Origin of the sequence: Microbacterium sp. LWH7-1.2 (assembly GCF_038397755.1) — a bacterium.
In the GTDB taxonomy this organism is placed as follows: Bacteria; Actinomycetota; Actinomycetes; order Actinomycetales; family Microbacteriaceae; genus Microbacterium.
The window spans coordinates 4089026-4111911 of the sequence record NZ_CP151637.1 but is presented as its reverse complement, the minus strand read 5'-3'; the positions used below and the strand labels follow the sequence as shown (position 1 = coordinate 4111911).

Annotated in this window: 19 protein-coding genes; 6 read left to right on the top strand and 13 right to left on the bottom strand. The window is 70.4% G+C overall.

Going from position 1 to position 22886, the window contains the following annotated elements; all coding sequences use genetic code 11:
• Window positions 1-29: 29 nt before the first annotated feature.
• The 4 genes from MRBLWH7_RS19045 to gabT form a co-directional block, all read right to left on the bottom strand.
• Window positions 30-1595 carry an APC family permease gene (locus MRBLWH7_RS19045; protein ID WP_341997366.1) on the bottom strand — a complete coding sequence of 522 codons (1566 nt, stop codon included), beginning with the start codon at window positions 1593-1595 and terminating at the stop codon, window positions 30-32.
• A complete protein-coding gene (locus MRBLWH7_RS19040; protein ID WP_341997364.1) occupies window positions 1595-2476 on the bottom strand; it encodes a universal stress protein in 882 nt (293 codons plus the stop codon). The genes MRBLWH7_RS19045 and MRBLWH7_RS19040 overlap by 1 nt, the downstream gene beginning before the upstream one ends.
• The gene (locus tag MRBLWH7_RS19035) at window positions 2473-3834 is read right to left on the bottom strand and encodes an NAD(P)/FAD-dependent oxidoreductase (protein WP_341997362.1); all 1362 of its coding nucleotides are present in this window, start codon (window positions 3832-3834) and stop codon (window positions 2473-2475) included. The genes MRBLWH7_RS19040 and MRBLWH7_RS19035 overlap by 4 nt, the downstream gene beginning before the upstream one ends.
• Window positions 3835-3918: 84 nt before the next feature.
• On the bottom strand, window positions 3919-5280 hold the full coding sequence (gene gabT, locus MRBLWH7_RS19030; RefSeq protein ID WP_341997359.1) for a 4-aminobutyrate--2-oxoglutarate transaminase: 1362 nt from the start codon (window positions 5278-5280) through the stop codon (window positions 3919-3921).
• Window positions 5281-5373: 93 nt separating this feature from the next.
• On the opposite strand from gabT, the gene MRBLWH7_RS19025 reads away from it, so the two are divergent.
• Both MRBLWH7_RS19025 and MRBLWH7_RS19020 read left to right on the top strand, forming a co-directional pair.
• Entirely contained in the window at window positions 5374-6903 is a 1530-nt protein-coding gene (locus tag MRBLWH7_RS19025; RefSeq protein ID WP_341997357.1) for a PucR family transcriptional regulator, read from the top strand.
• A gap of 188 nt (window positions 6904-7091) precedes the next feature.
• The gene (locus MRBLWH7_RS19020) at window positions 7092-8483 is read left to right on the top strand and encodes an FAD-binding oxidoreductase (RefSeq protein ID WP_341997355.1); all 1392 of its coding nucleotides are present in this window, start codon (window positions 7092-7094) and stop codon (window positions 8481-8483) included.
• Window positions 8484-8512: 29 nt separating this feature from the next.
• Here the strand turns inward: MRBLWH7_RS19020 and MRBLWH7_RS19015 are convergent, their stop codons facing one another.
• Entirely contained in the window at window positions 8513-9991 is a 1479-nt protein-coding gene (locus MRBLWH7_RS19015; RefSeq protein ID WP_341997353.1) for a helix-turn-helix domain-containing protein, read from the bottom strand.
• A gap of 283 nt (window positions 9992-10274) precedes the next feature.
• Between MRBLWH7_RS19015 and aceB the strand changes: the two genes are divergently transcribed.
• Both aceB and MRBLWH7_RS19005 read left to right on the top strand, forming a co-directional pair.
• Window positions 10275-11915, top strand: a complete 1641-nt coding sequence (gene aceB, locus MRBLWH7_RS19010; RefSeq protein WP_342002135.1) for a malate synthase A — start codon at window positions 10275-10277, stop codon at window positions 11913-11915.
• A 114-nt stretch (window positions 11916-12029) separates the two neighbouring features.
• On the top strand, window positions 12030-13625 hold the full coding sequence (locus MRBLWH7_RS19005; RefSeq protein ID WP_341997351.1) for an isocitrate lyase: 1596 nt from the start codon (window positions 12030-12032) through the stop codon (window positions 13623-13625).
• A 189-nt stretch (window positions 13626-13814) separates the two neighbouring features.
• Here the strand turns inward: MRBLWH7_RS19005 and MRBLWH7_RS19000 are convergent, their stop codons facing one another.
• From MRBLWH7_RS19000 to MRBLWH7_RS18980, 5 genes are all read right to left on the bottom strand, one after another.
• Window positions 13815-14447 (bottom strand): response regulator transcription factor, encoded by a 633-nt coding sequence (locus MRBLWH7_RS19000; protein WP_341997349.1) that lies wholly within the window; start codon window positions 14445-14447, stop codon window positions 13815-13817.
• A complete protein-coding gene (locus MRBLWH7_RS18995) occupies window positions 14444-15706 on the bottom strand; it encodes a sensor histidine kinase (RefSeq protein ID WP_341997347.1) in 1263 nt (420 codons plus the stop codon). The genes MRBLWH7_RS19000 and MRBLWH7_RS18995 overlap by 4 nt, the downstream gene beginning before the upstream one ends.
• Window positions 15707-15736: 30 nt before the next feature.
• Window positions 15737-16501 carry an ABC transporter permease gene (locus MRBLWH7_RS18990; RefSeq protein WP_342002133.1) on the bottom strand — a complete coding sequence of 255 codons (765 nt, stop codon included), beginning with the start codon at window positions 16499-16501 and terminating at the stop codon, window positions 15737-15739.
• A gap of 98 nt (window positions 16502-16599) precedes the next feature.
• Window positions 16600-17493: an ABC transporter ATP-binding protein gene (locus MRBLWH7_RS18985; protein ID WP_341997344.1), complete on the bottom strand. Its 894-nt coding sequence runs from the start codon at window positions 17491-17493 to the stop codon at window positions 16600-16602.
• Window positions 17494-17612: 119 nt separating this feature from the next.
• The gene (locus tag MRBLWH7_RS18980; protein ID WP_341997343.1) at window positions 17613-17951 is read right to left on the bottom strand and encodes a hypothetical protein; all 339 of its coding nucleotides are present in this window, start codon (window positions 17949-17951) and stop codon (window positions 17613-17615) included.
• A 151-nt stretch (window positions 17952-18102) separates the two neighbouring features.
• On the opposite strand from MRBLWH7_RS18980, the gene MRBLWH7_RS18975 reads away from it, so the two are divergent.
• Window positions 18103-19305, top strand: a complete 1203-nt coding sequence (locus tag MRBLWH7_RS18975) for a pyridoxal phosphate-dependent aminotransferase (protein WP_341997341.1) — start codon at window positions 18103-18105, stop codon at window positions 19303-19305.
• 149 nt (window positions 19306-19454) lie between these two features.
• On the top strand, window positions 19455-20654 hold the full coding sequence (locus MRBLWH7_RS18970; protein WP_341997339.1) for a hypothetical protein: 1200 nt from the start codon (window positions 19455-19457) through the stop codon (window positions 20652-20654).
• A gap of 231 nt (window positions 20655-20885) precedes the next feature.
• On the opposite strand, the gene MRBLWH7_RS18965 is transcribed toward MRBLWH7_RS18970, so the two are convergent.
• From MRBLWH7_RS18965 to MRBLWH7_RS18955, 3 genes are read right to left on the bottom strand one after another with little or no spacing between them, the layout of a single operon-like run.
• The gene (locus MRBLWH7_RS18965; RefSeq protein WP_341997337.1) at window positions 20886-22022 is read right to left on the bottom strand and encodes a UDP-N-acetylmuramate dehydrogenase; all 1137 of its coding nucleotides are present in this window, start codon (window positions 22020-22022) and stop codon (window positions 20886-20888) included.
• A 3-nt stretch (window positions 22023-22025) separates the two neighbouring features.
• On the bottom strand, window positions 22026-22439 hold the full coding sequence (locus MRBLWH7_RS18960; protein WP_341997335.1) for a MaoC/PaaZ C-terminal domain-containing protein: 414 nt from the start codon (window positions 22437-22439) through the stop codon (window positions 22026-22028).
• Window positions 22436-22885, bottom strand: coding sequence for a MaoC family dehydratase N-terminal domain-containing protein (locus tag MRBLWH7_RS18955; protein ID WP_341997333.1), 450 nt, complete (start codon window positions 22883-22885; stop codon window positions 22436-22438). The genes MRBLWH7_RS18960 and MRBLWH7_RS18955 overlap by 4 nt, the downstream gene beginning before the upstream one ends.
• Window position 22886 lies beyond the last annotated feature (1 nt).

Here is a 22886-nt window from a genome sequence, read left to right as displayed (position 1 = left end):
CGATCGGGTGGATGGGGACAGTCTGCCCGTCAGCGGCGGGCGCGTCGAAGGCTTTCGGGGGCGTCGATACCGAGTGTCTCACCGCGGAAGAACGCCGGACGCTTGATCGCCTGCCAGATCATGATCACGACGCCCACGAGGATGACGACCACGCCCAGCACGAACACGAGGCCGAGGCCTCCGATGCTCGACCCGCTGCCGTAGGCCGGGTCCATCGAGTCGATAAGCGTCGTGACGAACAGCACGGCGAGGATCGCGCCGCCCACGAGTGGGAACAGGAACGTGAAGAAGAAGCTGCGCACCGAGTCGAACCACTGCTTGCGGAAGTACCAGACGCACGCGAACGCGGTGAGTCCGTAGTAGAAGCAGATCATCATGCCGAGCGACAGGATCGTGTCGGTGAGGACGTTCTCGCTGATGACGCGCATGACGGCGTAGAACACCGACGCGACGATCGCAGACACCACGGTGGCGTAGCCGGGCGTGAAGAAGCGGGGGCTGACGCGGGCGAACTTCGGCGGCAGGGCGCCGTAGTGCCCCATCGCCAGGAGCGTCCGCGCCGGGCCCACGGCCGTGGACTGCAGCGATGCGGCCGAGCTCGACAGCACAGCGAGCGACACCAGGAACGCGAGCGGACCGAGGATCGGGTCGGACAGCGCGAAGAAGACGTTCGCCGAGATGTCCTCGTTCGCCAGTCCCAGCGGACCGTCGCCGACACCCGCGAACATGATCAGGCCGATCGACAGCAGGAGGTACAGCGAGACCACGATCACGACCGTGAGCATCGCCGCGCGCCCCGGGGTCTTGGCGGGGTTCTTGGTCTCCTCGTTCATGGTGAGGACGACGTCCCAGCCCCAGAAGATGAAGATCGACAGCGAGAGGCCCGCCGCGAACGCGCTGAACGTCGGCACCTCGAACGGGTTGAACCACGACCACGAGAACGCAGTGGGATCGGGGGCATCGCCCGACACCGCCTTGACGATGGCCACGACGGCGAAGAGGAGCAGCACGGCGACCTGGAAGGTCACCAGGATGTACTGGAACTTCTGCGTGGTCTGCATGTCGCGGTACGAGATGAGCGTCGCGCCCAGCATGAACAGCAGGCACACCACCACGTTGATGAACGGGTTGAACGCGAGGTCGGCGATCTCGGGGCTGCCCGTCAGCTGCGAGATCAGCAGGAACAGGAACTCCACGGCGATGCCCGCGAGGTTCGACAGCACGATGACGGTCGCGGCCACGAGGCCCCAGCCGGTCATCCAGCCGATCCATGGGCCGAACGCGCGCACGCCCCACGTGAACGAGGTGCCCGAGTCGGGCATCGCGCGGTTGAGCTCGCGGTAGCCGAAGGCCGTCAGCAGCATCGGGATGAAGCCGACGAGGATGATGGCCGGCACCTGCGTGCCGACGACAGAGACGGTCGGCCCGAGCGACGCCGTGAGCGTATAGGCGGGGGCGATGGTGGAGACGCCGATGACGACGGCGCCGAGGACGCCGACCGCTCCCGCGCTCAGGCCCTTCTTCGACAGCTCGCCGGCGTGGGCGCCGGATGACGGTGCCAGCGGCACGGTGCCGCGGCTCTCTGAAGCGCTCATCAGCGTGCGCCTTTCTTGCCGCGCGTGCGGGGCACCACGACCATGGGTACGGGAAGCTCGTGCAGCATCTTCGCCGCCGTCGAGCCGAGGAACAGGCGCCGGCGCCGGGCCAGCCGGCTCGAGCCGACCACCGCGAGTTCGCCGGGCTCCCAGCCGAGGTGGGCGACGGCATCTTCGATGCTGTCGCCGCGCGCGACGACCACGTCGGCCTCGACGCCGTCCGGCAGTGCCTCGAGGGCCTTGCCCAGCACGTCGTCGGCGTGCGCGGCGCCCGCGATGCGGATGACGCCCGTGTCGACTCCGGCCGGAAGGTCCACCGAGACGAGCGACAGCAGTCGCAGTCCGGCGCCCGTGGCCGTGGCCAGGGCGACGCTCTCGTCGAGCAGGGCGCTCGCTCCCGGACGCGTGCCGATGGCGGCGGTGACGCGGGTGACCGTGGCCGCCTCCAGCCGGCGCGACCCCTCGGGGGCGAGCACGACGGGCACATCCGACGAATGCAGCAGCTCGTTCGCCACGGTGCCGAGGCGATGGCGCCCGCGACGTCCGCCATTGGCGGCGCCGACGACGATATGGGACGCCGAGAGTTCGTGCGCGGCCGCGATGAGGCCCTCTGCGAAGGAATCGCCGAACCGCACGTGCGACGCGTGGGTCACGGCATCCGGAATCGACGCCGCCGCCTCGGCGAGCCACGTCTCAGCCTGCGTCACCAGGTAGCGGTCGTAGCCGGCGTCGGGCGGGGTGATGACGCTGCGGTCCTCGGCCGGCAGCACCAGCACGAGGTCGAGCGGTGCGTCCATCGCCGCGGCCAGGCGCGCGCCGAGGGCGACGGCATCCGCCCCCGCCTCCGTCGCGGTGTACCCGACGACGATGCGGTCCCTCATCGCCGTGCCGCCTCGACGATGTTCGCGGCGACCAGGCGGCCCATGCGGATGGCGCCGTCGACGTGCTGGTACCCGGCGCCGGCCATGTCGCTGCACGCGAAGTGGATGGGGCCGACAGGGGTGCGCAGATCCGCGCCGTAGCGGGCGAGGCCGCCGAGGTCGAAGCTCGCGGCGTACGCCCCGCGGGTCCACTCCTCCGCGCCCCAGTCGCTCTCGAAGTAGACCAGTGGGGTCTTGGCCTCGGGGCCGTAGTAGTGCGACAGCGACTCGAGGATGCGCTCCTTGCGCTCCTCGGCCGACACGCGGAACAGGTCGTCGGCGTTGCGGTCCGACACGAAGCCGACCAGGGTGCCGCGTTCGTCGTCGTGGTTGGTGTTGTCGTATGCCTCGTGCGAGATCTCGTACGGGCTGAACGCGGTGCCCGACAGGCCCTGCTCGCGCCAGAACGGACGGTCGTAGACCGCGTGGACCTTGATGACGAAGCCCATCGAGATGTGCTGGTGCATCTGCTGCTTGAGGCGCGGCAGCGGCGGCGCGAACTCGATCCACGGGTAGAGGATCGGCGCGTGCGCCAGAATGACGAACCGTGCGCGCACCTCGAGGCCGTTGTCGGTGACGACGCGGACGCCGTCGTCCGACCAGTGCACCTCGGTGACCGGCTGACCCAGGATGACGTCGTCGCCCAGACGCTCGGCGAGGAGGAGTGGAACCTGCTGCAAGCCGCCGACCACGCGCTCGTCGAGGATGAAGTCCGCGTCGACGAGGTGCGAGAAGCTGCCGGCGCTGGCCGCCATGAGGAGGGCCTGAAGCGTGGAGAACGCGTACGCGGGCTTGGTGAGCATCGCGCCGGCGATGAAGAGGGCGATGTTGTCGCGCGCCTCCTGGTCGTCGGTCTGCTCCTCGAGCCACGCCTCGAACGAGATGCGGTCGAGCGCCTCGGCGTCGGGGTGCTCCCACGGCTTGTCGGGGTCGATCTGTGCGACGAGCTCGTCGAGCACCTCGATGAGGCGGACGATCTCCTTCTCGGTCTCGGGCGCGACGGGGAAGATCTCGCCCGTGAAGCGGGTGAGCTCGCCGTCCTGGCCGATGTACACCGAGTCGCCCTCGCGGTAGCGGCTGTAAGTCTCGAGACCCAGCTCGGCGAGGGTCTCTTTGAGCGCGTCCTGGTCGGGCGAGACCCACTGGCCGCCGATCTCGAGCATCGCGCCGTCGACCACGTCGGTCCACAGGCGCCCGCCCACGCGGTCGCGCGCCTCGAGCACGACGACCGACAGTCCCGCCTTCTTCAGCTCGTTGGCGGCAGTCGTGCCGGCGGCGCCGGCGCCGACGATGACGACGTCACGGGTCAGCTCGGTCATTCGGACTCCTTCGTTCCTCAGGTCATTCAGAAGGGCAGGGGGATGCTGCGACCGCCGTGCGTGCGGCGGTCGCAGCACCCGTGATCAAGAGGCAGTGAGCGCTGCGGTGACGACGTCCAGGCCCTCGTGGAGCAGGTCGTCGGTGATCGACAGCGGCGGCAGGAAACGGATCACGTTCCCGTAGGTGCCGCACGTGAGCACGATCACGCCCTGTGCGATGGACGCCTTCGCGACGGCGGCGGTGAGCGCGGCGTCGGGCTCGCCCGTCGCGGGGTCCACGAACTCGGCGGCGATCATCGCGCCGTGGCCGCGCACATCGCCGACGCGCGGGTCGGATGCCTGCAGCTCCTGCAGGCGGCCCTTCAGGACGCTCCCGATCTCGCGGGCGCGCTCGAGCATCCCGTCGTTCTCGAACACGTCGATCGCGGCGAGCGCGGCGGCGCATGCGATCGGGTTGCCGCCGTAGGTGCCGCCGAGGCCACCCGCGTGCGAGGCATCCATGATCTCGGCCCGGCCCGTCACGGCCGCCAAGGGCAGGCCCCCCGCGATGCCCTTGGCGGTCGTGATCAGGTCCGGCACGATGCCGAAGAGGTCGCTCGCGAACATCTCCCCCGTGCGAGCGAAGCCGGTCTGGATCTCGTCGGCGATGAAGACGACGTCGTTCGCGCGACACCACTCGACGAGCGCAGGCAGGAAGCCGTCGGCGGGGACGATGAAGCCGCCCTCACCCTGGATGGGCTCGATGATGACGGCGGCGAGGTTGTCGGCACCGACCTGCTTCTCGATCATCGAGATGGCCTTCTTGGCCGCCAGGCCCCCGTCGAGCCCGTCGCGGTAGGGGTACGACAGCGGCGCGCGGTAGATCTCCGACGCGAACGGGCCGAAGCCGCTCTTGTAGGGCATCGACTTCGCCGTGAGCGCCATCGTGAGGTTGGTGCGACCGTGGTAGCCGTGGTCGAACGCGACGACGGCCTGCTTGCCGGTGTACTTGCGGGCGATCTTGACCGCGTTCTCCACCGCCTCGGCACCCGAGTTGAACAGGGCGCTCTTCTTGGCGTGGTCGCCCGGCGTGATGCGGTTGAGGGCCTCGGCGACCGACACGTAGGAGTCGTACGGCGCGATCATGAAGCACGTGTGGGTGAACTGGGCGACCTGCTCCTGCACGGCCTTGACGACCTTCGGGTGCGCGTTGCCGATCGTGGTGACGGCGATGCCGGAGCCGAGGTCGATGAGCGAGTTGCCGTCGGCGTCGACGATGACGCCGCCTCCGGCCGCCACAGCCTGCACGGGCGCGGTGTGTCCGACACCCGCGGCGACGGCACCGGCCTTGCGGTCGAGGAGCTCCTGCGAGCGGGGACCGGGGATGCTGGTGACCAGGCGGCGCTCCTGCGGAAGCGTCGGACCGCCGAGGGGCGTTTCGGTGATGATGTCGGCTGCGCTGGTCATGCTGGGGAGCGTAAGTCGTGGCCGGAGGACCCCGCACCCGCCCTGGTGTACATTCTGTCCGGTCTGCTGTACGAGCCGTACACTCGGAAGATCATGGACGCCGATGCCCCCACCCTTCGCGCCCTCCTCGCCCGGCGGGATCTGAAGCTGTCCCTCGCCGGCGACGACCTCGACCCGAGCACCTTGGACCGCGGCATCCGCTGGGTGCACAGCTCCGACCTCGCCGACCCGACTCCCTTCCTCTCCGAGGGCCTCGTGCTGCTCACGACGGGCACGCAGTTCCCCCAGCGGGACGACGCCGACGCGGCCGCGGTCTACCGTTCCTATGTCCACCGGCTCGCGACCCGGGGCGTGGTCGGGCTCGGCTTCGGCACCGAGGTGGTGCGCGACGGCATCCCGCCGGCCCTGGTCGACGCATGCCGGGATGAACGCATTCCGCTGTTCGAGGTGCCGTACCGGACGCCCTTCATCGCCGTCGCCCGGGCCAATGCCGAGGCGATCGCCGCCGAGGCGTACGCGCGGCGCAGCTGGGCGCTGGCGGCGCAGCGGGCGATCGCCCTGGCGGCGCTGCGCCCCGACGGACTCGGCGCGACGGTCGCCGAGCTCGCGAAGCAGCTCGACACCTGGGTGGGGATGTTCGACGCCGCCGGCGAGCTGGCCCGCGAGCACCCCGTCGGCGGACTCGGCGCCGACACGGCCGCGGCGCTGCAGCGGGAGGTGACGGGCGTGCTGCACCGCGGCGCGCGCGCAGGCTCGTCGCTGCATATCGGCGAGACGCCGTTCTCGCTGCAGACCCTCGGCCGCGGGGGGCACCTGCGGGGGGTGATCGCGATCGCCGCCGGCGACCTCGACCAGGAGGGCCGCGTCGTCGTCACCGCCGTCATCGCGATGGCCGGGCTCGCGCTCGAGCAGCAGCAGGGCCTCGGCCGCGCGCGCAACGCGCTGCGCGCGGGGCTGGTGCAGTCGCTGCTGACCGGCGATCCCGCCCTCGCCCGCCGCACCTCGCGCGAGCTGTGGGGACCGCTTCCCTCCGCCCCCGTCGTCGTCGGACTGACGGATGCCGCCGCCGCACGCGTCGACGGCATCGCAGAGCTGCTCGAGCTCTGGGCCGACGAGCGGCGCGGCGCCCTGTTCTTCGGCCGCGGCGAGGACGGGCTCGTGCTCGTCGTGCCGGCGGACGACCGCTCCAGCATCGCCGACCTGATCGAGCGGTACGACGTGCGCGTCGGCCTGTCGGACCCGACCGGCTACGACGGGTTCGCAGCCGCTCTCGGGCAGGCGCGCGTCGCCCGGGATCGCGGCATCCGTCCGGTGACCGAGTTCGCCGAGGTCGCCCGCGCCGGCGTGCTGTCGGCGCTCACCGACGAGGCCCGCGCGCTGGCGCGCGCCGAGCTCGCCCCGCTGTACGACCACGACGTCGCGCACGGCACGCATCTCGTCCAGACGCTGAAGGTGTGGCTCGACGAGGACTGCTCCCACGAGGCATCCGCGCAATCCCTCGGGGTGCACCGCCACACCGTGCGCACCCGGCTCGCCCTCATCGAGCGCGTGCTGAGTCGCGACCTCTCGTCGTTCGCGACTCGCGCCGAGCTGTGGGCGGCGCTGCGCGCCCTGGCTTCCTGACCCTTCCCTCTCCGGGCGACCCCGCCACTCGCCACGACACGCCGTGCGGGTGCGAACGGCCTCGGCGTGTTGCGGCGGATCGACGAGCAGCGCGGGCGGGGCGGCGGGCGAGAGAGATCGCCGGGGTGGGGTCCGATTCCCGACAGATCGCCCGACGGGAGCACGTCTCAGCGGGGCAGGATGGGGGCATGACCGAGCCCGCTGTGCCCAACGGCGACGTGTCGTGGTGGTGGCGGAGCCTCGGCGGCAGTCCCACCCCTCGCACTTCCCTGCCGGGCGACATCGTCGTCGACGTCGCCATCGTCGGCGGGGGCTACACCGGCCTCTGGACCGCGTACTACCTGAAGCGCGCCCAGCCCGACCTGCGGGTCGTCGTGCTCGAGCAGCGCTTCGCCGGGTTCGGGGCCTCCGGCCGCAATGGCGGCTGGCTCACCAACACCGTCACCGGCGGACGCGAGCGCTACGCCGAGTCCCACGGCCGAAACGCCGCCATCGCGCAGCAGCGCGCGCTCAACGAGACGGTCGACGAGGTCATCGCCGTCGCCGCCCGCGAGGGCATCGACGCCGACGTCGTCAAGGGCGGCGAGTACGGCGTCGCCCGCACGCCGGCCCAGCTCGCCCGCCTCACCGCCGGCGCCGTCGCCGAGCAGTCATGGCCGCACACGGACGTGGAGATCCTGGATGCTGCGGCCGCAGCATCCAGGATCCGCATCGCCGGAACGCTCGGCGCCGTCTGGCACCCGCACTGCGCCCGCGTGCACCCGACGAAGCTCGTGCGCGGGCTCGCCGAGGCGGTCGAGCGGCTCGGGGTGCCCCTCTACGAGGGGACCCACGTGCGCGAGATCGCGCCGGGCCGGGCCGTCACCGATCGCGGCACGGTACGCGCGACCCATGTGCTGCGGGCCACCGAGGGATTCACCGCCGACCTCCGCGGCGAGCACCGCACGTGGCTGCCGATGAATTCGTCGATGATCGTGACGGAGCCGCTGCCTGCGTCGTTCTGGAAGGCCGTCGGGTGGGACGGACACGAGACGGTCGGCGACTTCGCACACGTGTACATGTACGCGCAGCGCACTGCCGACGATCGCATCGCCTTCGGCGGGCGCGGGGTGCCCTACCGGTACGCCTCGCGCGTCGACACCGACGGCACGACGCAGGAGCGCACGATCGCGTCGCTCAGGCGGCTGCTGCGGGAGTTCTTCCCGGATGCCGCGGGGGTGCGCGTCGCGCACGCCTGGGCCGGCGTGCTCGGCGTGTCCCGGGACTGGGCCGCCACGGTCGTCCATGACCGCGCGACCGGTCTCGGCTGGGCCGGTGGCTACGTCGGCACCGGCGTCGCGGCGACGAACCTCGCCGGCCGCACGCTCGCCGATCTCGTGCTGGAGCGCGACACCGAGCTCACCCGCCTGCCCTGGGTGGGTCACCGCACCAAGCGCTGGGAGTTCGAGCCCCTGCGGTGGACCGCCGTGAACGCGATCTACACCGCGTATCGGATGGCCGACCGGGCCGAGGCATCCGGTTCCTCCGACCGCACCGCGTGGCCCGCGCACGTCGCCGACTTCGTCGCCGGCCGCCGCTGACCCGCGCAACCGCTGCACTCGCCGCGCGCTCAGCGCGGGGCGTGGGCCTCGAGGAACTCGTAGACGTCCGTGGTGTCGACGCCGGGGAACGAGCCCGTGGGCAGGGTCGCCAGCAGGGTGCGCGGCGTGCGCACGTTCGGCCAGGACTGCTCGCGCCACGACGCCTCGAGCTCCGCCGGGGCGCGACGGCAGCAGACCTCGACGGAATGCTTCGAGACACCGCGGTTCGGGGTGTCGCGCCCGAGGAACCACCTCGTGTCGTCGAAGCGCACGCCGACACTGATCGAGTGCGCGCCCTCGCTCGAGAGCTCCACCCGGGCGGTGCACCAGTAGGTGCCGTTGCCCGTGTCGGTGTACTGGTAGTACGGGTTGAAGTGGTCGTCGACGTCGAACACGACGCGTGACGTCCACTTGCGGCAGCACATCTGCCCCTCGATCGCACCGAGGCGGTCGGTCGGGAAGTTCACGTCGTCGTTCTCGTAGACCTTCGTGATGACGCCCGACTCGTGCACCTTGAGGAAGTGCACGGGGAGGCCGAGGTGCACGGTCGCGAGGTTGGTGAAGCGATGCGCAGCCGTCTCGTACGACACCGAATACGCGTCACGGAGGTCCTCGATGGAGATCGAGCGGTCCTTCTTCGCCTCCTGCAGGAACGGCACCGCGTGCGCCTCGGGGATGAGCAGCGCACCGGTGAGGTAGTTCGTCTCCACCCGCTGGCGCAGGAAGTCCGCGTACGAGGTGGGCTCGCGGTGGCCGAGGATGCGGCTCGACAGAGCCTGCAGCACCGCCGTGCGCGGGTCGCCCTTCGTGGTGAGCCGGCTCGAGAGGTAAAGGCGGCCGTTCTTGATGTCAGCGACCGACCGCGTGGTCTGCGGCAGGTCGGGCACGTAGTGCAGGGTGAAGCCCAGGTGCGCGGCGATGTCGGACGCCGTGCGCTGCGTCAGCGGACCACCGGGATGGTCGACCGCGTCGAGGATGCGCCGCGCCTGGAGCTCGAGCTCGGCGAAGTAGTTGTTCTGCGTGCGCATGAGCTTGCGCAGCGCCACGTTCGCGCGGCGGGCCTCCTCGGGCGTCGCGGCCCGCTCGTCGCGAAGCCGCTCGATCTCGCCCTGCAGCGCCAGCATCGCCTTGAGCGCCTCGGTCGGGACCGTCTTGCCGATGCGGAAGGGCGGGATGCCGAGCGCCTGGAACGTCTGCCCGCGCATGGCCCGCTCGAGAGAGATCTCGAGGGTGGCGCGCTCGTCGAGCGGCTCCGACTCGAGGATCGCGTCGATCGATGAGCCGAGCGCACGCGCGATCGCCTGCAGCAGGGTGAGCTTCGGCTCGCGTCGCCCGTTCTCGATCATCGACAGCTGGCTCGGCGCGCGGTCGACGGCGGCGGCGAGCTCTTCGAGCGTCATGCCGCGGTCGGTGCGCAGCTGCCGGATGCGGCGGCCGATGGTGAGGGGATCCACCTCATCATCGTCCGGGACTTCACCGCGCACATCGGGGGTCAACGTCGTCGTCATGCCGCGATTCTGTCACGAAAGCAGAAATACAGGAAAACTTCACACCCCAATCTGTCGAGTGAACCCCCGAACTTCACCCCAGAGTGGTCTCACGACGAACCACCGATCCAGCCAGACGCGGATCACGGATGCCGCGACCCGGCCGACACCGCCAGGTCGAGGCATCCCCCCGAGAACTCCACACCGCTCGCCCGTCACGACCTGCCACTCGACCCGGCACCTCGCGACGGTGAGCAGACCCACACAGGAAGGCAGGACCATGACACCTGCGACCGCCACCCCGATGCGTACGCGCACCGGCCCGATCCCCACCCAGACCCACGAGCCCTCGATCGAGATCGCCGGACGTCTGGGGCCCCGCTACGACGAGATCCTGACGCCGGAGGCGCTGGCGTTCCTCACCGAGCTGCACCACCGCTTCGGCGCCCGCCGCCACGACCGGCTCGCCGACCGCATGCGCCGCCGCTTCGAGATCGGCAACGGGCACGACCCGCAGTTCCGCGACGACACCCGCCACATCCGCGAGGATGCGGAGTGGAAGGTCGCCGGCGCCGGCCCGGGCCTCGAGGACCGCCGCGTCGAGATCACGGGTCCGACCGACCCGAAGATGACGATCAACGCACTGAACTCCGGCGCCAAGGTGTGGCTCGCCGACCAGGAGGACGCCACGAGCCCGACCTGGAAGAACGTCATCGAAGGGCAGCTGAGCCTGCGCGACGCGATCCGCGGCGAGCTGTCCTTCACGAGTCCCGAGGGCAAGCGGTACGAGGTCACCGCGACCGAGACGCCGACGATCGTGATGCGCCCGCGCGGCTGGCACCTGCCCGAGCAGCACATTCACTTCACCGACCGCACCGGCCGAACGATGGCCGCGTCAGGCTCTCTCGTGGACTTCGGCCTGTACTTCTTCCACAACGCCCAGCAGCTCATCGCGAACGGTCGCGGCCCCTACTTCTACATCGCCAAGCTCGAGTCGAGCGAAGAGGCGAAGCTGTGGGACGACGTCTTCACGTTCAGCGAGCAGTACTTGCGTCTCCCGCACGGCACCATCCGCGCGACCGTGCTCATCGAGACGTTGCCGGCCGCGTTCGAGATGGAGGAGATCCTGTTCGAGCTGCGCGACCACATCGCCGGCCTGAACGCGGGTCGCTGGGACTATATCTTCTCGATCATCAAGAACTACCGCGGCCGCGGCGCGCGCTTCGTGCTGCCCGACCGCAGCGAGGTCACGATGACCGTCCCGTTCATGCGGGCGTACACCGAGCTGCTCGTCAAGACGTGCCACAAGCGCGGCGCCTTCGCGATCGGCGGAATGAGCGCCTTCATCCCGAACCGCCGCGACCCCGAGGTGACCGCGCGCGCGTTCGAGAAGGTCGCCGCCGACAAGAAGCGCGAGGCCGGCGACGGCTTCGACGGCACGTGGGTCGCCCACCCCGACCTCATCCCGGTGGCCCGCGCCGAGTTCGACGCGGTCCTCGGCGACCGCCCGAACCAGATCGACCGCCAGCGGCCGGAGGTCGAGGTGGCGGCATCCGATCTGATCGACGTCCACATCGGCCGCCCGATCACGGCGGCGGGCGTGCATGGCAACGTGTCGGTGGCGATCCGCTACATCGAGGCGTGGCTGCGCGGGCTCGGCGCCGTCGCCATCGACAACCTCATGGAGGATGCCGCGACCGCCGAGATCAGCCGCAGCCAGGTGTGGCAGTGGATCCACCAGGACCGCACCACCGAGGACGGCACACCGATCACGCGGGAGTCGATCGAGGCCCTCGTCACGCAGGTGCTGGCCGAGGCCGACCGCCAGGACGGCGACCGGTTCGACGACGCCGCGGAGATCTTCCGCGAGGTCGCACTCGGCCAGGACTTCCCGGCGTTCCTGACGCTGCCGGCCTACGCGAAGTACCTCGTCGAGACCGACTGACGAGGCATCCGTGTCCCGATTTTCGCCGCACAACACCCGTTGCTGCGACGGAAATCGGGACACGAACTCCATAAGTCGGGACACGAACACCCCCACCACTCGAAGGAGACGACAATGACCGCCTACCAGGACGACATCGAAGCCATCCGGGCGCTCAAGGAGCAGCAGGGCCCCGGCTGGGACGCCATCGACCCCGAGTCCGTCGCCCGTATGCGGGCACAGAACCGCTTCCGCACGGGGCTCGAGATCGCCCAGTACACGGCCGACATCATGCGCCGCGACATGGCCGACTACGACGCCGACTCGTCGGTCTACACCCAGTCGCTGGGCGTCTGGCACGGCTTCATCGGGCAGCAGAAGCTGATCTCGATCAAGAAGCACCTGAAGAGCACGAACAAGCGCTATCTCTACCTGTCGGGGTGGATGGTGGCCGCGCTCCGCTCGGAGTTCGGGCCGCTTCCCGACCAGTCGATGCACGAGAAGACCGCGGTGCCGGCGCTCATCGAGGAGCTCTACACCTTCCTGCGGCAGGCCGACGCCCGCGAGCTCGACCTGCTCTTCACGCAGCTCGACGACGCGCGCGCCGCCGGCGACGACACGGCGGCGGAGTTCGTCCAGTCGCAGATCGACAACTACGAGACCCACGTGGTGCCGATCATCGCCGACATCGACGCCGGCTTCGGCAACCCCGAGGCCACGTACCTCCTGGCGAAGAAGATGATCGAGGCGGGCGCGTGCGCCATCCAGATCGAGAACCAGGTGTCGGACGAGAAGCAGTGCGGCCACCAGGACGGCAAGGTCACGGTTCCGCACGAGGACTTCATCGCGAAGCTCAACGCGGTGCGCTACGCGTTCCTCGAGCTGGGGATCGAGAACGGCATCATCGTCGCGCGCACCGACTCGCTCGGCGCCGGCCTGACGCAGAAGCTCGCCGTCACGCACGAGCCCGGCGATCTGGGTGACCAGTACAACTCGTTCCTGGACGTGGAGGAGATCGCAGGCTCCGACCTCGGCAACGGCGACGTCGTCATCAAGCGCGACGGCAAGCTGCTGCGCCCGAGGCGCCTCGCCAGCAACCTGTACCAGTTCCGTCCCGGCACCGGCGAGGACCGCGTCGTGCTCGACTGCATCACGTCGCTGCAGAACGGCGCCGACCTGCTGTGGATCGAGACCGAGAAGCCGCACGTCGAGCAGATCGCCGGCATGGTCGACCGCATCCGCGAGGTGATCCCGAACGCGAAGCTCGTCTACAACAACAGCCCCTCGTTCAACTGGACGCTCAGCTTCCGCCAGCAGGCGTACGACCTGCTCGCGAAGCAGGGCGAGGACGTCTCGGCCTACGACCGCAGCGACCTGATGAGCGTCGACTACGACGACACCGAGCTGGCGCGGCTGGCCGACGAGAAGATCCGCACCTTCCAGCGCGACGGCTCGGCACGCGCCGGGATCTTCCACCACCTCATCACGCTCCCCACGTACCACACGGCGGCGCTGTCGACCGACAGCCTCGCGAAGGGCTACTTCGGCGACGAGGGCATGCTCGCGTACGTGAAGGGCGTCCAGCGTCGCGAGATCCGCGAGGGCATCGCCACGGTCAAGCACCAGAACATGGCCGGAAGCGACATCGGCGACAACCACAAGGAGTACTTCGCCGGCGACGCCGCCCTCAAGGCGGGCGGCCAGCACAACACGATGAACCAGTTCAGCTGAGCGGGACTGATCTCAAGACGACGGATGCTGCGGACCGGACCGGTCCGCAGCATCCGTCGTCGATCCGGAATTCGGAGAATGCGCGCGTTTCCGGATCTCCCCGGCGTCGGCAGCCCGGAAAGAGCGCGAAAGTCCGATCTCCGGATCGGCCGGAGAGCGAACCGCGGGGAGCAGGACGCCGGCGTCGCGCTACGCGAGCAGGCCGCGCTCCATGGCGAGGGTCACGGCGCGGGTGCGGTCGGCGACGCCGAGCTTCTCGAACACCTTGAGCAGGTGCGTCTTGACGGTGGACTCGCCGATGCCGAGCACGGCGGCGATCTGCTTGTTGCTGTGGCCGGTGGCGACCAGCCGCAGCACGTCGAGCTCCCTCGCGGTGAGCACTGTCTCGGGCTCGGGGCGCCGCATCCGCTCGACGAGCCGCACCGCCACCTGCGGCGACAGCGCCGACTGCCCCGCCGCCACCGAGCGGATGCCCGCGACGATCTCGGCCTGCGGTGCGGCCTTCAGGAGATACCCCGTCGCGCCCGCCTCGATGGCCGCCAGGATCTGGTCGTCGGACTCGTAGGTGGTGAGGATCAGCACGCGCGGCGGCGGGTCGCCCGCCTCTCCCCCGGCGATCCGCGCGGTGGCGGCGACTCCGTCGACCTTCGGCATGCGCAGATCCATCAGCACGACATCGGGACGGGTCGCGGCCGCGAGGCGGACCGCTTCGTCGCCGTCGGATGCTTCGGCGACGACCTCGAAGCCGGGCTCGTCCGAGAGCAGCCCGGCGAGGCCGGCGCGCACGACCGGGTGGTCGTCGGCGATGAGCAGCCGGATCATGGGCGGTCTCCCTCCGTCCGGACGGTGTCTGCCACCGCATCGCCCGTCGTGGCCGGCACCGCGGGGGTCGACGCCTCCGCGCGGCGCGCGCCGTCCGAGACCGCCGGAAGCCTGACCGTCAGCCTCGTGCCCTCGCCCGGCACGGAGGCGACATCGAACGCGCCCCCCGCAAGCGCCACCCGCTCGCGCATGCCATCCAGCCCGAACCCGCTTCCCGGCCGGGAGACGTCGAAGCCTCGTCCGTCGTCGCTCACTTCGAGCTCGGCGGCGCCGCCGGCCGCGACCTGCACGCGCACGGAGACCTCCGCGGCGGCGGCGTGCTTCGTCACGTTCGACAGCGCCTCCTGCAGGCAGCGCAGCAGCACCACCTGCGCTTCACGGTCGAGCTCGCCCTGCACGCCGGCGGTGTCGAGGACGATGCGCGCCGACCCGTGCTCGCGGAACCTCTCGACGAGACGCTCGACCGCGGCGCCGAACGCCGGCTCGCGGGGAACGGCCGCGGTGCGGGCGACGAGCGCCCGGGCCTCGGCGAGGGCGTCGCGCGCGACCTGTTCGACGGTCGCGATCGTGGTGGCGGCAGCATCCGTCTGCCCGTCCCTGGATTGCCGGCCCGCGCGCTCGGCGAAGATCACGAGGCCCGCGAGAGTCTGTGCCAGGGTGTCGTGGATGTCGCGGGCGAGACGCTCGCGCTCGGCCGACGCGCCGCGCTCCCGGCTGAGCGCTTCGACCTGGGTCTGCGCCGCGGTCAGTTCCGCCAGCAGCCGCTCGCGCTCCTCGCCGTACTCGGCGATGCGGGCGATCCACAGGCCTATGGCGATCGCGAACGAGAGGGAGAAGACCGCGGTGGTCGCGCCGGCGAGCAGGGAATCCAGGTTCAGGCCGTAGCCGAAGCTCGCCCCGACGAAGACGCTCCCCGCGATGACCGCCGATCCGCCGATCCCGCGACGCCGGGAGTCGCCGATGACCCACACCAGGGGGTACGCCAGGGTCTGCAGCATCGCCATGAACGGCGCCGCGCCGGCGCCGATCCCCGCGGCGACCGCTGCCACCGACAGGAAGGCGGGGTACCGCCATGCCGCGCGCGGAGGCTCGATCGCGTCGCGGCCGATCAGCGCATAGCCCAGGACGAAGAGACCGATGGCCGCGAGCGCGACCGCCGTGCGTGCGGCGTTGGCGGGCGGGAAGAGGAAGACGAGCGCGATGGCGATGACGGCCGACACGATCGACACGATCGCGTCCCATCCCCGCTTCGTCAGCATCGTTCCTCTTCCCGTCGGCCCATCGGCAGGCTACGCGTCGCGTCGGATCCACCGGAAGGTGACCCGCGACAGCACCAGACCCACGATCAGCCAGACGCCGAGTGCGATCGCCACCCCGGCGAGGTTCCACTCGCCGTTCTGCTCCAGTGTCGCGTACTCGTCGGGCAGGAACACCGCGCGCATGCCCTGCGCCATCCACTTGAGCGGGAAGAGCCCCGCGACGTTCTGCAGCCACTCCGGCAGCTGAGAGAACGTGAGGTATACGCCCGAGATGAACTGCAGCGCGAGGGCGATCGGCACGACCACGGCCGTCGCGCTCTTCGCGGTGCGCGGCACGGACGACAGCGCGACGCCGAGGAGCGCCGACGTCGTGATGCCGAGCACGAACACCCACGCGAACGTCGCCCACCTTTCCGGTTCGGTGGGGAGCTCGACCCCGAGCACCGTGGACGCGAACACCAGCAGCAGTGCGGACTGCAGCACTCCGGTGACCAGCACCTGTCCGATCTTGCCCGTGAAGTAGCTCACCGGCGACAGCGGCGTGCCGCCGAGGCGCTTGAGCATGCCGTCGGAGCGCTCGATCGCGATGTCCATCGCGAGATTCTGGAAACCCGACAGCAGCAGGCCGGCGGCGATCATGCCGGGCAGGTACAGCTCGGCCATCGAGGTCGGCGGCACTCCGGGGGCGATCTGGACGTCGCCGTCCGATCCGAACGCGACGCTGAACAGGCCCAGCATGAAGACGGGGAACAGGAACGTGAAGAACAGCGTGTCGCCCGAGCGGAAGTACTGCATCAGCTCGAACCGCGTGCGCCAGACCCCCACGGCCAGGACGTTGCGACGTGCGCGACGCGGACGGGTGCCCGCGGCCCGCGGCTTCTCGACGGTGGCGCTCATCGCACCGCTCCCTTCTTGCCGGCCGCCGCACCCGCGGCCGCATCAGGCGCCGTCTCGCCGACCATCTCCAGGTAGACGTCCTCGAGGCTGGGCCGCACGATTTCCAGTTCGGCGGGGGCCCCGCCCAGCCGCGCCGCCAGAGCGGTCGCGAACACGAAGGGGTCCGCCGAGCGCTCGTGGCGCGGCATCCCGTTCTCCACCCATCGCACGATCGGCACCCGCGCCGCCTCACCGCCGAACCCCGCGACGGGGCCGATCGCCTGCAGCCGTCCGGCGGCGATCACCGCGACCCGGTCGGCGAGCTGCGCCGCCTCGTCGAGGTAGTGGGTGGTGAGCACGATCGTCGTCCCCTCGGCCTGCAGCCGGCGGATGAGCTCCCAGAACTCCCGGCGCGCATGTGGGTCGAAGCCCGTCGTCGGCTCGTCGAGGAAGAGCAGCTCGGGGCGTCCGATGATGCCGAGGGCCACGTCGACCCTTCGCTGCTGTCCGCCCGAGAGCTTCGAGATGCGCGTCTTGGCCTGCGACTCGAGGCCCACGGCCGCAATCACCTCGTCGACGTCGCGCGGGTCCGGGTAGAAGCCCGCGAACTGCTTCAGCTGCTCGCGGACGGTGACCAGGCCCGACTGGCCGGTCGTCTGGAGCACGATGCCCAGTCGCGCCTTGAGGTCGAGGCCGCCCGTGGCGGGGTCGACGCCCAGCACCTCGACGTCACCGCCCGTGCGCCGCCGGTACCCCTCGAGGATCTCGACGGTGGTCGACTTGCCGGCACCGTTCGGCCCGAGCAGGGCGAAGGTCTCGCCGCGCTCGATCTCGAACGACACCCCGTCGACGACCGTGCGGTCGCCGTACGTCTTGCGCAGGTTCTGCACCCGCACCGCTGTTGTCTGCATGCTTCCAGCGTCGCCCGGAACGGATGCTGCGCCCAGCCGTCATCCGCAGGAGACGGCATCCCCCATTCGGTGGATGCCGTCGTCCACCGTGCGCCCGTGAGCCGCGGCGCGCGAAGCGGTCAGTGACCGTGTGCGGTCGTCACCGACACGGGAACCGGGGCCGCCGCGCCGGCCGCCCGCTCCTCGGCGCGCAGCAGGCGCTGACCGCGGATGCCTCCCGCGAGCGCCCACGCGAGCAGCCACACTCCGGAACCGACCGTCACGATGAACGCGACGCGCAGCCCGACGTCGGGGTCGAGCAGCACCACCAGCGCGATGAGCGACATCACGCCGCCGATGACCGCACCCGTGGCGCCGATCATCGTCAGCACACAGCCGCGCGCGAGCCACCACGCGATCCCACCGGCGATGACGAGCACGATGGCGAGCACGACGGCTCCCCAGATCCAGGCGTCCACGACGCACAGGCTACCCCGGCGACGGCCCGATCCGGAAGAGCGCTTACCAACCGGACGCTCCGTCGTGTCGCGCCCGGATCGCGCACACAGCCGGGCCACGCGTGTGCGATCGGCGGCTGAAACGTCGCGAGCCGCCGACTACGCTCGAAGCGTGACCGAACGCGCACCGCTCTCCCGCAAGCTCTCCGCCATCGCCGAGTCCGCGACCCTCAAGGTCGATGCCAAGGCGAAGGCGCTGCAGGCCGCCGGCCGGCCCGTGATCTCGTACGCGGCCGGCGAGCCCGATTTCGCGACGCCGCAGTTCATCGTGGACGCCGCCGCCGAGGCGCTGCACAACCCCGCGAACTTCCGCTACACGCCCGCCGCCGGGCTTCCGGTGCTGCGCGAGGCGATCGCCGCGAAGACGCTGCGCGACTCGGGCCTCGACGTCGACCCGTCGCAGATCATCGTGACCAACGGCGGCAAGCAGGCCGTGTACCAGGCCTTCCAGGCCGTGGTGAACCCGGGCGACGAAGTGCTGCTGCCGGCGCCGTACTGGACGACCTACCCCGAGGCGATCGCCCTGGCCGACGGCATCCCCGTCGAGGTGTTCGCCGGTGCCGACCAGGACTACAAGGTGACCGTCGAGCAGCTCGAGGCCGCCCGTACCGCGAAGACCACGGCCCTCGTGTTCGTGTCGCCGTCGAACCCGACCGGCTCGGTGTACACCCTCGAAGAGACCGAGGCGATCGGCCGCTGGGCCGTCGAGCACGGCATCTGGATCATCTCCGACGAGATCTACCAGAACCTCGTCTACGAGGGCACGCGCGCGGTGTCGATCGTGGAGGCCGTTCCGGATGCTGCGGCCCAGACGATCCTCGTCAACGGCGTCGCGAAGACCTACGCGATGACCGGCTGGCGCCTGGGCTGGATGGTCGGCCCCCAGGACGCGATCAAGATCGCCGGCAACCTGCAGTCGCACCTGTGCTCGAACGTGAACAACATCGCGCAGCGCGCGGCGCTGGCGGCGCTGACCGGCCCGCAGGACGAGGTCGAGCAGATGCGCCTGGCCTTCGACCGCCGCCGCAAGCTCATCGTCGCCGAACTGTCGAAGATCGACGGCGTCCAGGTGCCCACCCCGCTCGGCGCCTTCTACGTGTACCCCGACGTGCGTGGCCTCCTCGGCCGCGAGTGGGCCGGCGTCACGCCGACGACCTCGCTCGAGCTCGCCGATCTCATCCTCGAGAAGGCGGAGGTCGCCGTGGTCCCGGGCGAGGCCTTCGGTCCGTCCGGCTACCTGCGCCTGTCGTACGCCCTCGGCGACGACGCCCTCCTCGAGGGCGTGCAGCGCCTGCAGCGCCTCTTCGCGTCGTAAGAGCTCTTTCTGATCACGGATGCCTCGCCCCGAGGCATCCGTGATCACTTTGTCCACCCTGCCCCGCCCATCACTCGGTTCCGGCGCATCACTCGGTTTTGGCGCATCACTCGGTTTTGGCGAGTCGCCACGAACCGCGAGTCCGACCGTTGCCTTCTGGCGACTCGTCAAACGACGCGGCGCATCTACGCGCCGCGCATCTTGGCGAGTCGCCACGAACCGGGAGTCCCACCGTCACCTTCTGGCGACTCGTCGAACTGCGCGGCGCCCCCACGCGCCGCGCATTTTGGCGAGTCGCCAGCATCGGTGGCCCAATCTACCTGGATCTGGCAGATCGACTGGTGGTCCATGCAGCCACGCCCGCTCCTCCCCAGTACCGGTGGCGCGGAAAGATTCCTCGGAAACGTCTGGCCAGTCACGGACACCGCATCCAAGGCGTTGACGATCGACAGATGCGCGACTGGCACCTCCCGCCCCACCTGCTTCCGGGCTTCACCGTGCGCGAGGCACGCGAAGCAGGAGTCGCCCCCTCGCAGCTTTCGGCGAGGTCGCTGCTGCATCCGTTCCATGGCGCTCGAACGACGAGGGAACTGAGCCCGATGGCGCGCCTCGAGCTTCTGATGCGCGCGCTGCCCTCGCATGCCTTCGCCTGCGGCCCGACCGCGGGAGCGGTGCTCGGCGTGCCGCTCCCCGTCGCGCTGCAAGACGACGCGTTCGGACGACCGACGATCGGGGTGCCTCATCCGCGCAACAGAATCCGAGGGCGGCGGGTCCGCGGACGATCTCTGCAGATCGCGGAGGATGAGGTGCTGACGAGACGTCGCGTCCGTGTGACTCGTCCATCGCGGACGTGGCGCGACCTCTCCGCCGAGCTCGACCTTCCCGCGTTCGTCGCCGTGACGGACTTCCTCATCGCGCGGAACCGGCGCCGTTGCACCATCGACCAGCTGACAGCGGAACACGCCCGAGCACCGCGCTCGCCTGGGGCGGGGATTCGTCGCCGCGCCCTCGAACTCTGTTCGGAGCGTTCGGAGTCACCCCGTGAGTCGGAGCTCCGCTGCGTTCTCGAAATGGCCGGACTACCGAGGCCCGAGTGCAATGTCGAGATCTATGACGGCACGCGATTGGTGGCCCGCGTCGACATGCTCTACCGCGCGCAGAGACTGATCATCGAGTACTACGGCGATTACCATCGCGATCCGGATCAGTGGAGCCGCGATGAAATGCGCCGCGCCGAACTGGAATCACTCGGCTACCGATTCACGGTGGTCACACGGCGTGACTTCGACGACCTGCCCGCCCTCGCGGCCCGCATCCGCCGACTCCTCTTCGCATCGACCGCGAGCTGATCTGCGCATCGCGCCCTGGCGCGTGTCCCGGCCGCGACGTCGGGCGGCCGTCGAACACGTCTTGTCAACTCTTCTGGCGACTCGCCAAGAATGAGGGCGAATGCCGCCTGTTCCGGCGACTCGCCAAAATCGAGCGCGAAACCCTGAGCGGCGATTCGCCGAGAATCGTCGCGCATTTGCGTGGACACTGGCGACTCGCCAAAATGCAGCGCGCGGGGCCGGGGGCGGGGGTTAGAGCTCGACGTTCACCAGGACGGGCTCGGGCTGCAGGATCAGGCCGAACTCGGACTGCACGCGGCCCTGGATGAAGCGCGCGAGCTCGGCGAGCTCGGCGGCGGTCGCGTGGCCCCGGTTCGTGAGCGCCAGGGCGTGCTTGGTCGACAGGCCGGCGCGCGAGCGCGGCAGCTTGAAACCCTTGCGCACGCCGGCGTGCTCGATGAGCCAGCCGGCGCTCACTTTCACGTCGGACTCCACGGTCGTGGGCGCGGGCACGTAGCCGTCGAAGTTCGCCAGCGGGATGACGAGCACGGGGTCGAGGTCGGGGTGCACGGGCCAGCGCGGGCACGCCTCGGGGAGCGTGCGGGCGAAGGATGCCGAGACCACGGCGTTCTGGAAGAACGACCCGGCGCTGTACGTGTCGGGGTCGTCGGCGTCGAGCACCATCCCCTTGCTGCGGCGGGTCTCGAGGATGCGGTCGCGCACCCACGCGAGCGTCACCTCGTCGTCGGGGCCGAGGCGCAGTGCGGTTCGGAGCTGGTCGCCGGCGATACGGCGCGCGCCCTGACCGATGTCGGGCAGGTCGAGCGTGACCGTGAGGATCACCGCCCGCCGGGCGGGCGCCGATCCGTAGTGGTGCTTGAGCACCGACGTGCGGAAGCCCAGCCCCAGCTCGGCGGCCGGAACGGTGGAGACCTCGCCGGTCGATTCGTCGAGCAGCTCGACTTCGCTCAGGGTCTGCACGATCTCCTGGCCGTACGCGCCGATGTTCTGCACCGGGGCGGCGCCGACGGTTCCGGGGATCCCCGACATCGCCTCGATGCCGCCCAGTCCTTCGGCGACGGCGAACGCGACGAGGTCGTCCCAGTCGTGGCCCGCCTGAACCTTGAGCCGCACGCGTGCGGGGACGGGCGACGGCATCCGTTCGATGCCGGTCGTGAGCACGCGCACGACGGTGCCCTCGAACGGCTCGTCGCCGACGAACAGGTTCGATCCGCCGCCCAGCACGAGCCACTCGTCGCCGGTGGCCCACACCTCCCGCAGGGCGTCGACAAGCTCGGCGGTCGTGGGGGCGTCGATCATGCGGTCTGGCGTGCCGCCGGTGCGCAGCGTCGTGAGCCGCGCGAGCGGGATCGGGGTTGCTTCGGGCATGTGTCAGACGGTCCGGACGCGGACCTGCGCCTTGACGAGCACGGTGTTGCCTTCGAACGACACGGTGAGGTCGATGCGCGCCGACTCCTCGTCGACCGCGCCCACCTTCGCGACGACGGTGACGTCGGCGCCGGTTTCGGGATCGACGACGACGGGCTTGGTGAAGCGCACGCCGTACTCGAGGATGCGGCCGGTGTCGCCGACCCACGACTCGATCGTGCCGACGGCGAGGCCCATGGTGAGCATGCCGTGGGCGAGGACGCCCGGCAGGCCCACCGCGGAAGCCACATCGTCGCGGTAGTGGATCGGGTTGAAGTCCCCGGAGGCCCCGGCGTAGCGCACGAGGGACTCGCGGGTGAGATGCACGGTGCGCTCGGCGACGACGTCGCCGACGGTCAGGTTGTGGAGCGCGCTCACTGGTCGTCCTCCCCCACGAGCAGGACGGACGTCGTGGTGACGACGTGGTCGCCCGCGGCATCCGTGATCTCGGACTCGCTCGTCACCATCGCGGCCGCGCCCATGCGCCGGACACCGGTGACGGAGAGCTTCGCGGTCAGCTCGTCGCCCGCCACGATCGGCCGCGAGTAGCGGAACCTCTGCTCGGCGTGCAGCACGTTCTTGAGGACGATGCCCGAGTCGGGCTCGCCCAGCAGCTGCTGGAGCGTGGCGTCGGTCACGACGATCGCGAAGGTCGGCGGCGCGACGACGTCGGCATAGCCGAGCGCCTGGGCGGCGGCGGGGTCGGTGTGCTGCGGGTCATCGGCGAAGACGGCGCGCGCGAACTCGCGCACCTTCTCGCGACCCACGAGGTAGGGGGTCGTCGGCGGGAAGTCGCGGCCGACGAGCTCGGGGTTCACTGGCACC

Bases quoted from the DNA above. Each gene is read 5' to 3' on its own strand.
- MRBLWH7_RS18985 (WP_341997344.1), bottom strand. From the start codon at position 17,493: ATGCAGACAACAGCGGTGCGGGTGCAGAACCTGCGCAAGACGTACGGC.
- MRBLWH7_RS19020 (WP_341997355.1), top strand. From the start codon at position 7,092: ATGACCGAGCCCGCTGTGCCCAACGGCGACGTGTCGTGGTGGTGGCGG.
- MRBLWH7_RS19000 (WP_341997349.1), bottom strand. From the start codon at position 14,447: ATGATCCGGCTGCTCATCGCCGACGACCACCCGGTCGTGCGCGCCGGC.
- MRBLWH7_RS19015 (WP_341997353.1), bottom strand. From the start codon at position 9,991: ATGACGACGACGTTGACCCCCGATGTGCGCGGTGAAGTCCCGGACGAT.
- MRBLWH7_RS19025 (WP_341997357.1), top strand. From the start codon at position 5,374: ATGGACGCCGATGCCCCCACCCTTCGCGCCCTCCTCGCCCGGCGGGAT.
- gabT (WP_341997359.1), bottom strand. From the start codon at position 5,280: ATGACCAGCGCAGCCGACATCATCACCGAAACGCCCCTCGGCGGTCCG.
- MRBLWH7_RS18965 (WP_341997337.1), bottom strand. From the start codon at position 22,022: ATGCCCGAAGCAACCCCGATCCCGCTCGCGCGGCTCACGACGCTGCGC.
- MRBLWH7_RS19005 (WP_341997351.1), top strand. From the start codon at position 12,030: ATGACCGCCTACCAGGACGACATCGAAGCCATCCGGGCGCTCAAGGAG.
- MRBLWH7_RS18995 (WP_341997347.1), bottom strand. From the start codon at position 15,706: ATGCTGACGAAGCGGGGATGGGACGCGATCGTGTCGATCGTGTCGGCC.
- MRBLWH7_RS18990 (WP_342002133.1), bottom strand. From the start codon at position 16,501: ATGCAGTACTTCCGCTCGGGCGACACGCTGTTCTTCACGTTCCTGTTC.
- MRBLWH7_RS19045 (WP_341997366.1), bottom strand. From the start codon at position 1,595: ATGAGCGCTTCAGAGAGCCGCGGCACCGTGCCGCTGGCACCGTCATCC.
- aceB (WP_342002135.1), top strand. From the start codon at position 10,275: ATGCGTACGCGCACCGGCCCGATCCCCACCCAGACCCACGAGCCCTCG.
- MRBLWH7_RS19040 (WP_341997364.1), bottom strand. From the start codon at position 2,476: ATGAGGGACCGCATCGTCGTCGGGTACACCGCGACGGAGGCGGGGGCG.
- MRBLWH7_RS19035 (WP_341997362.1), bottom strand. From the start codon at position 3,834: ATGACCGAGCTGACCCGTGACGTCGTCATCGTCGGCGCCGGCGCCGCC.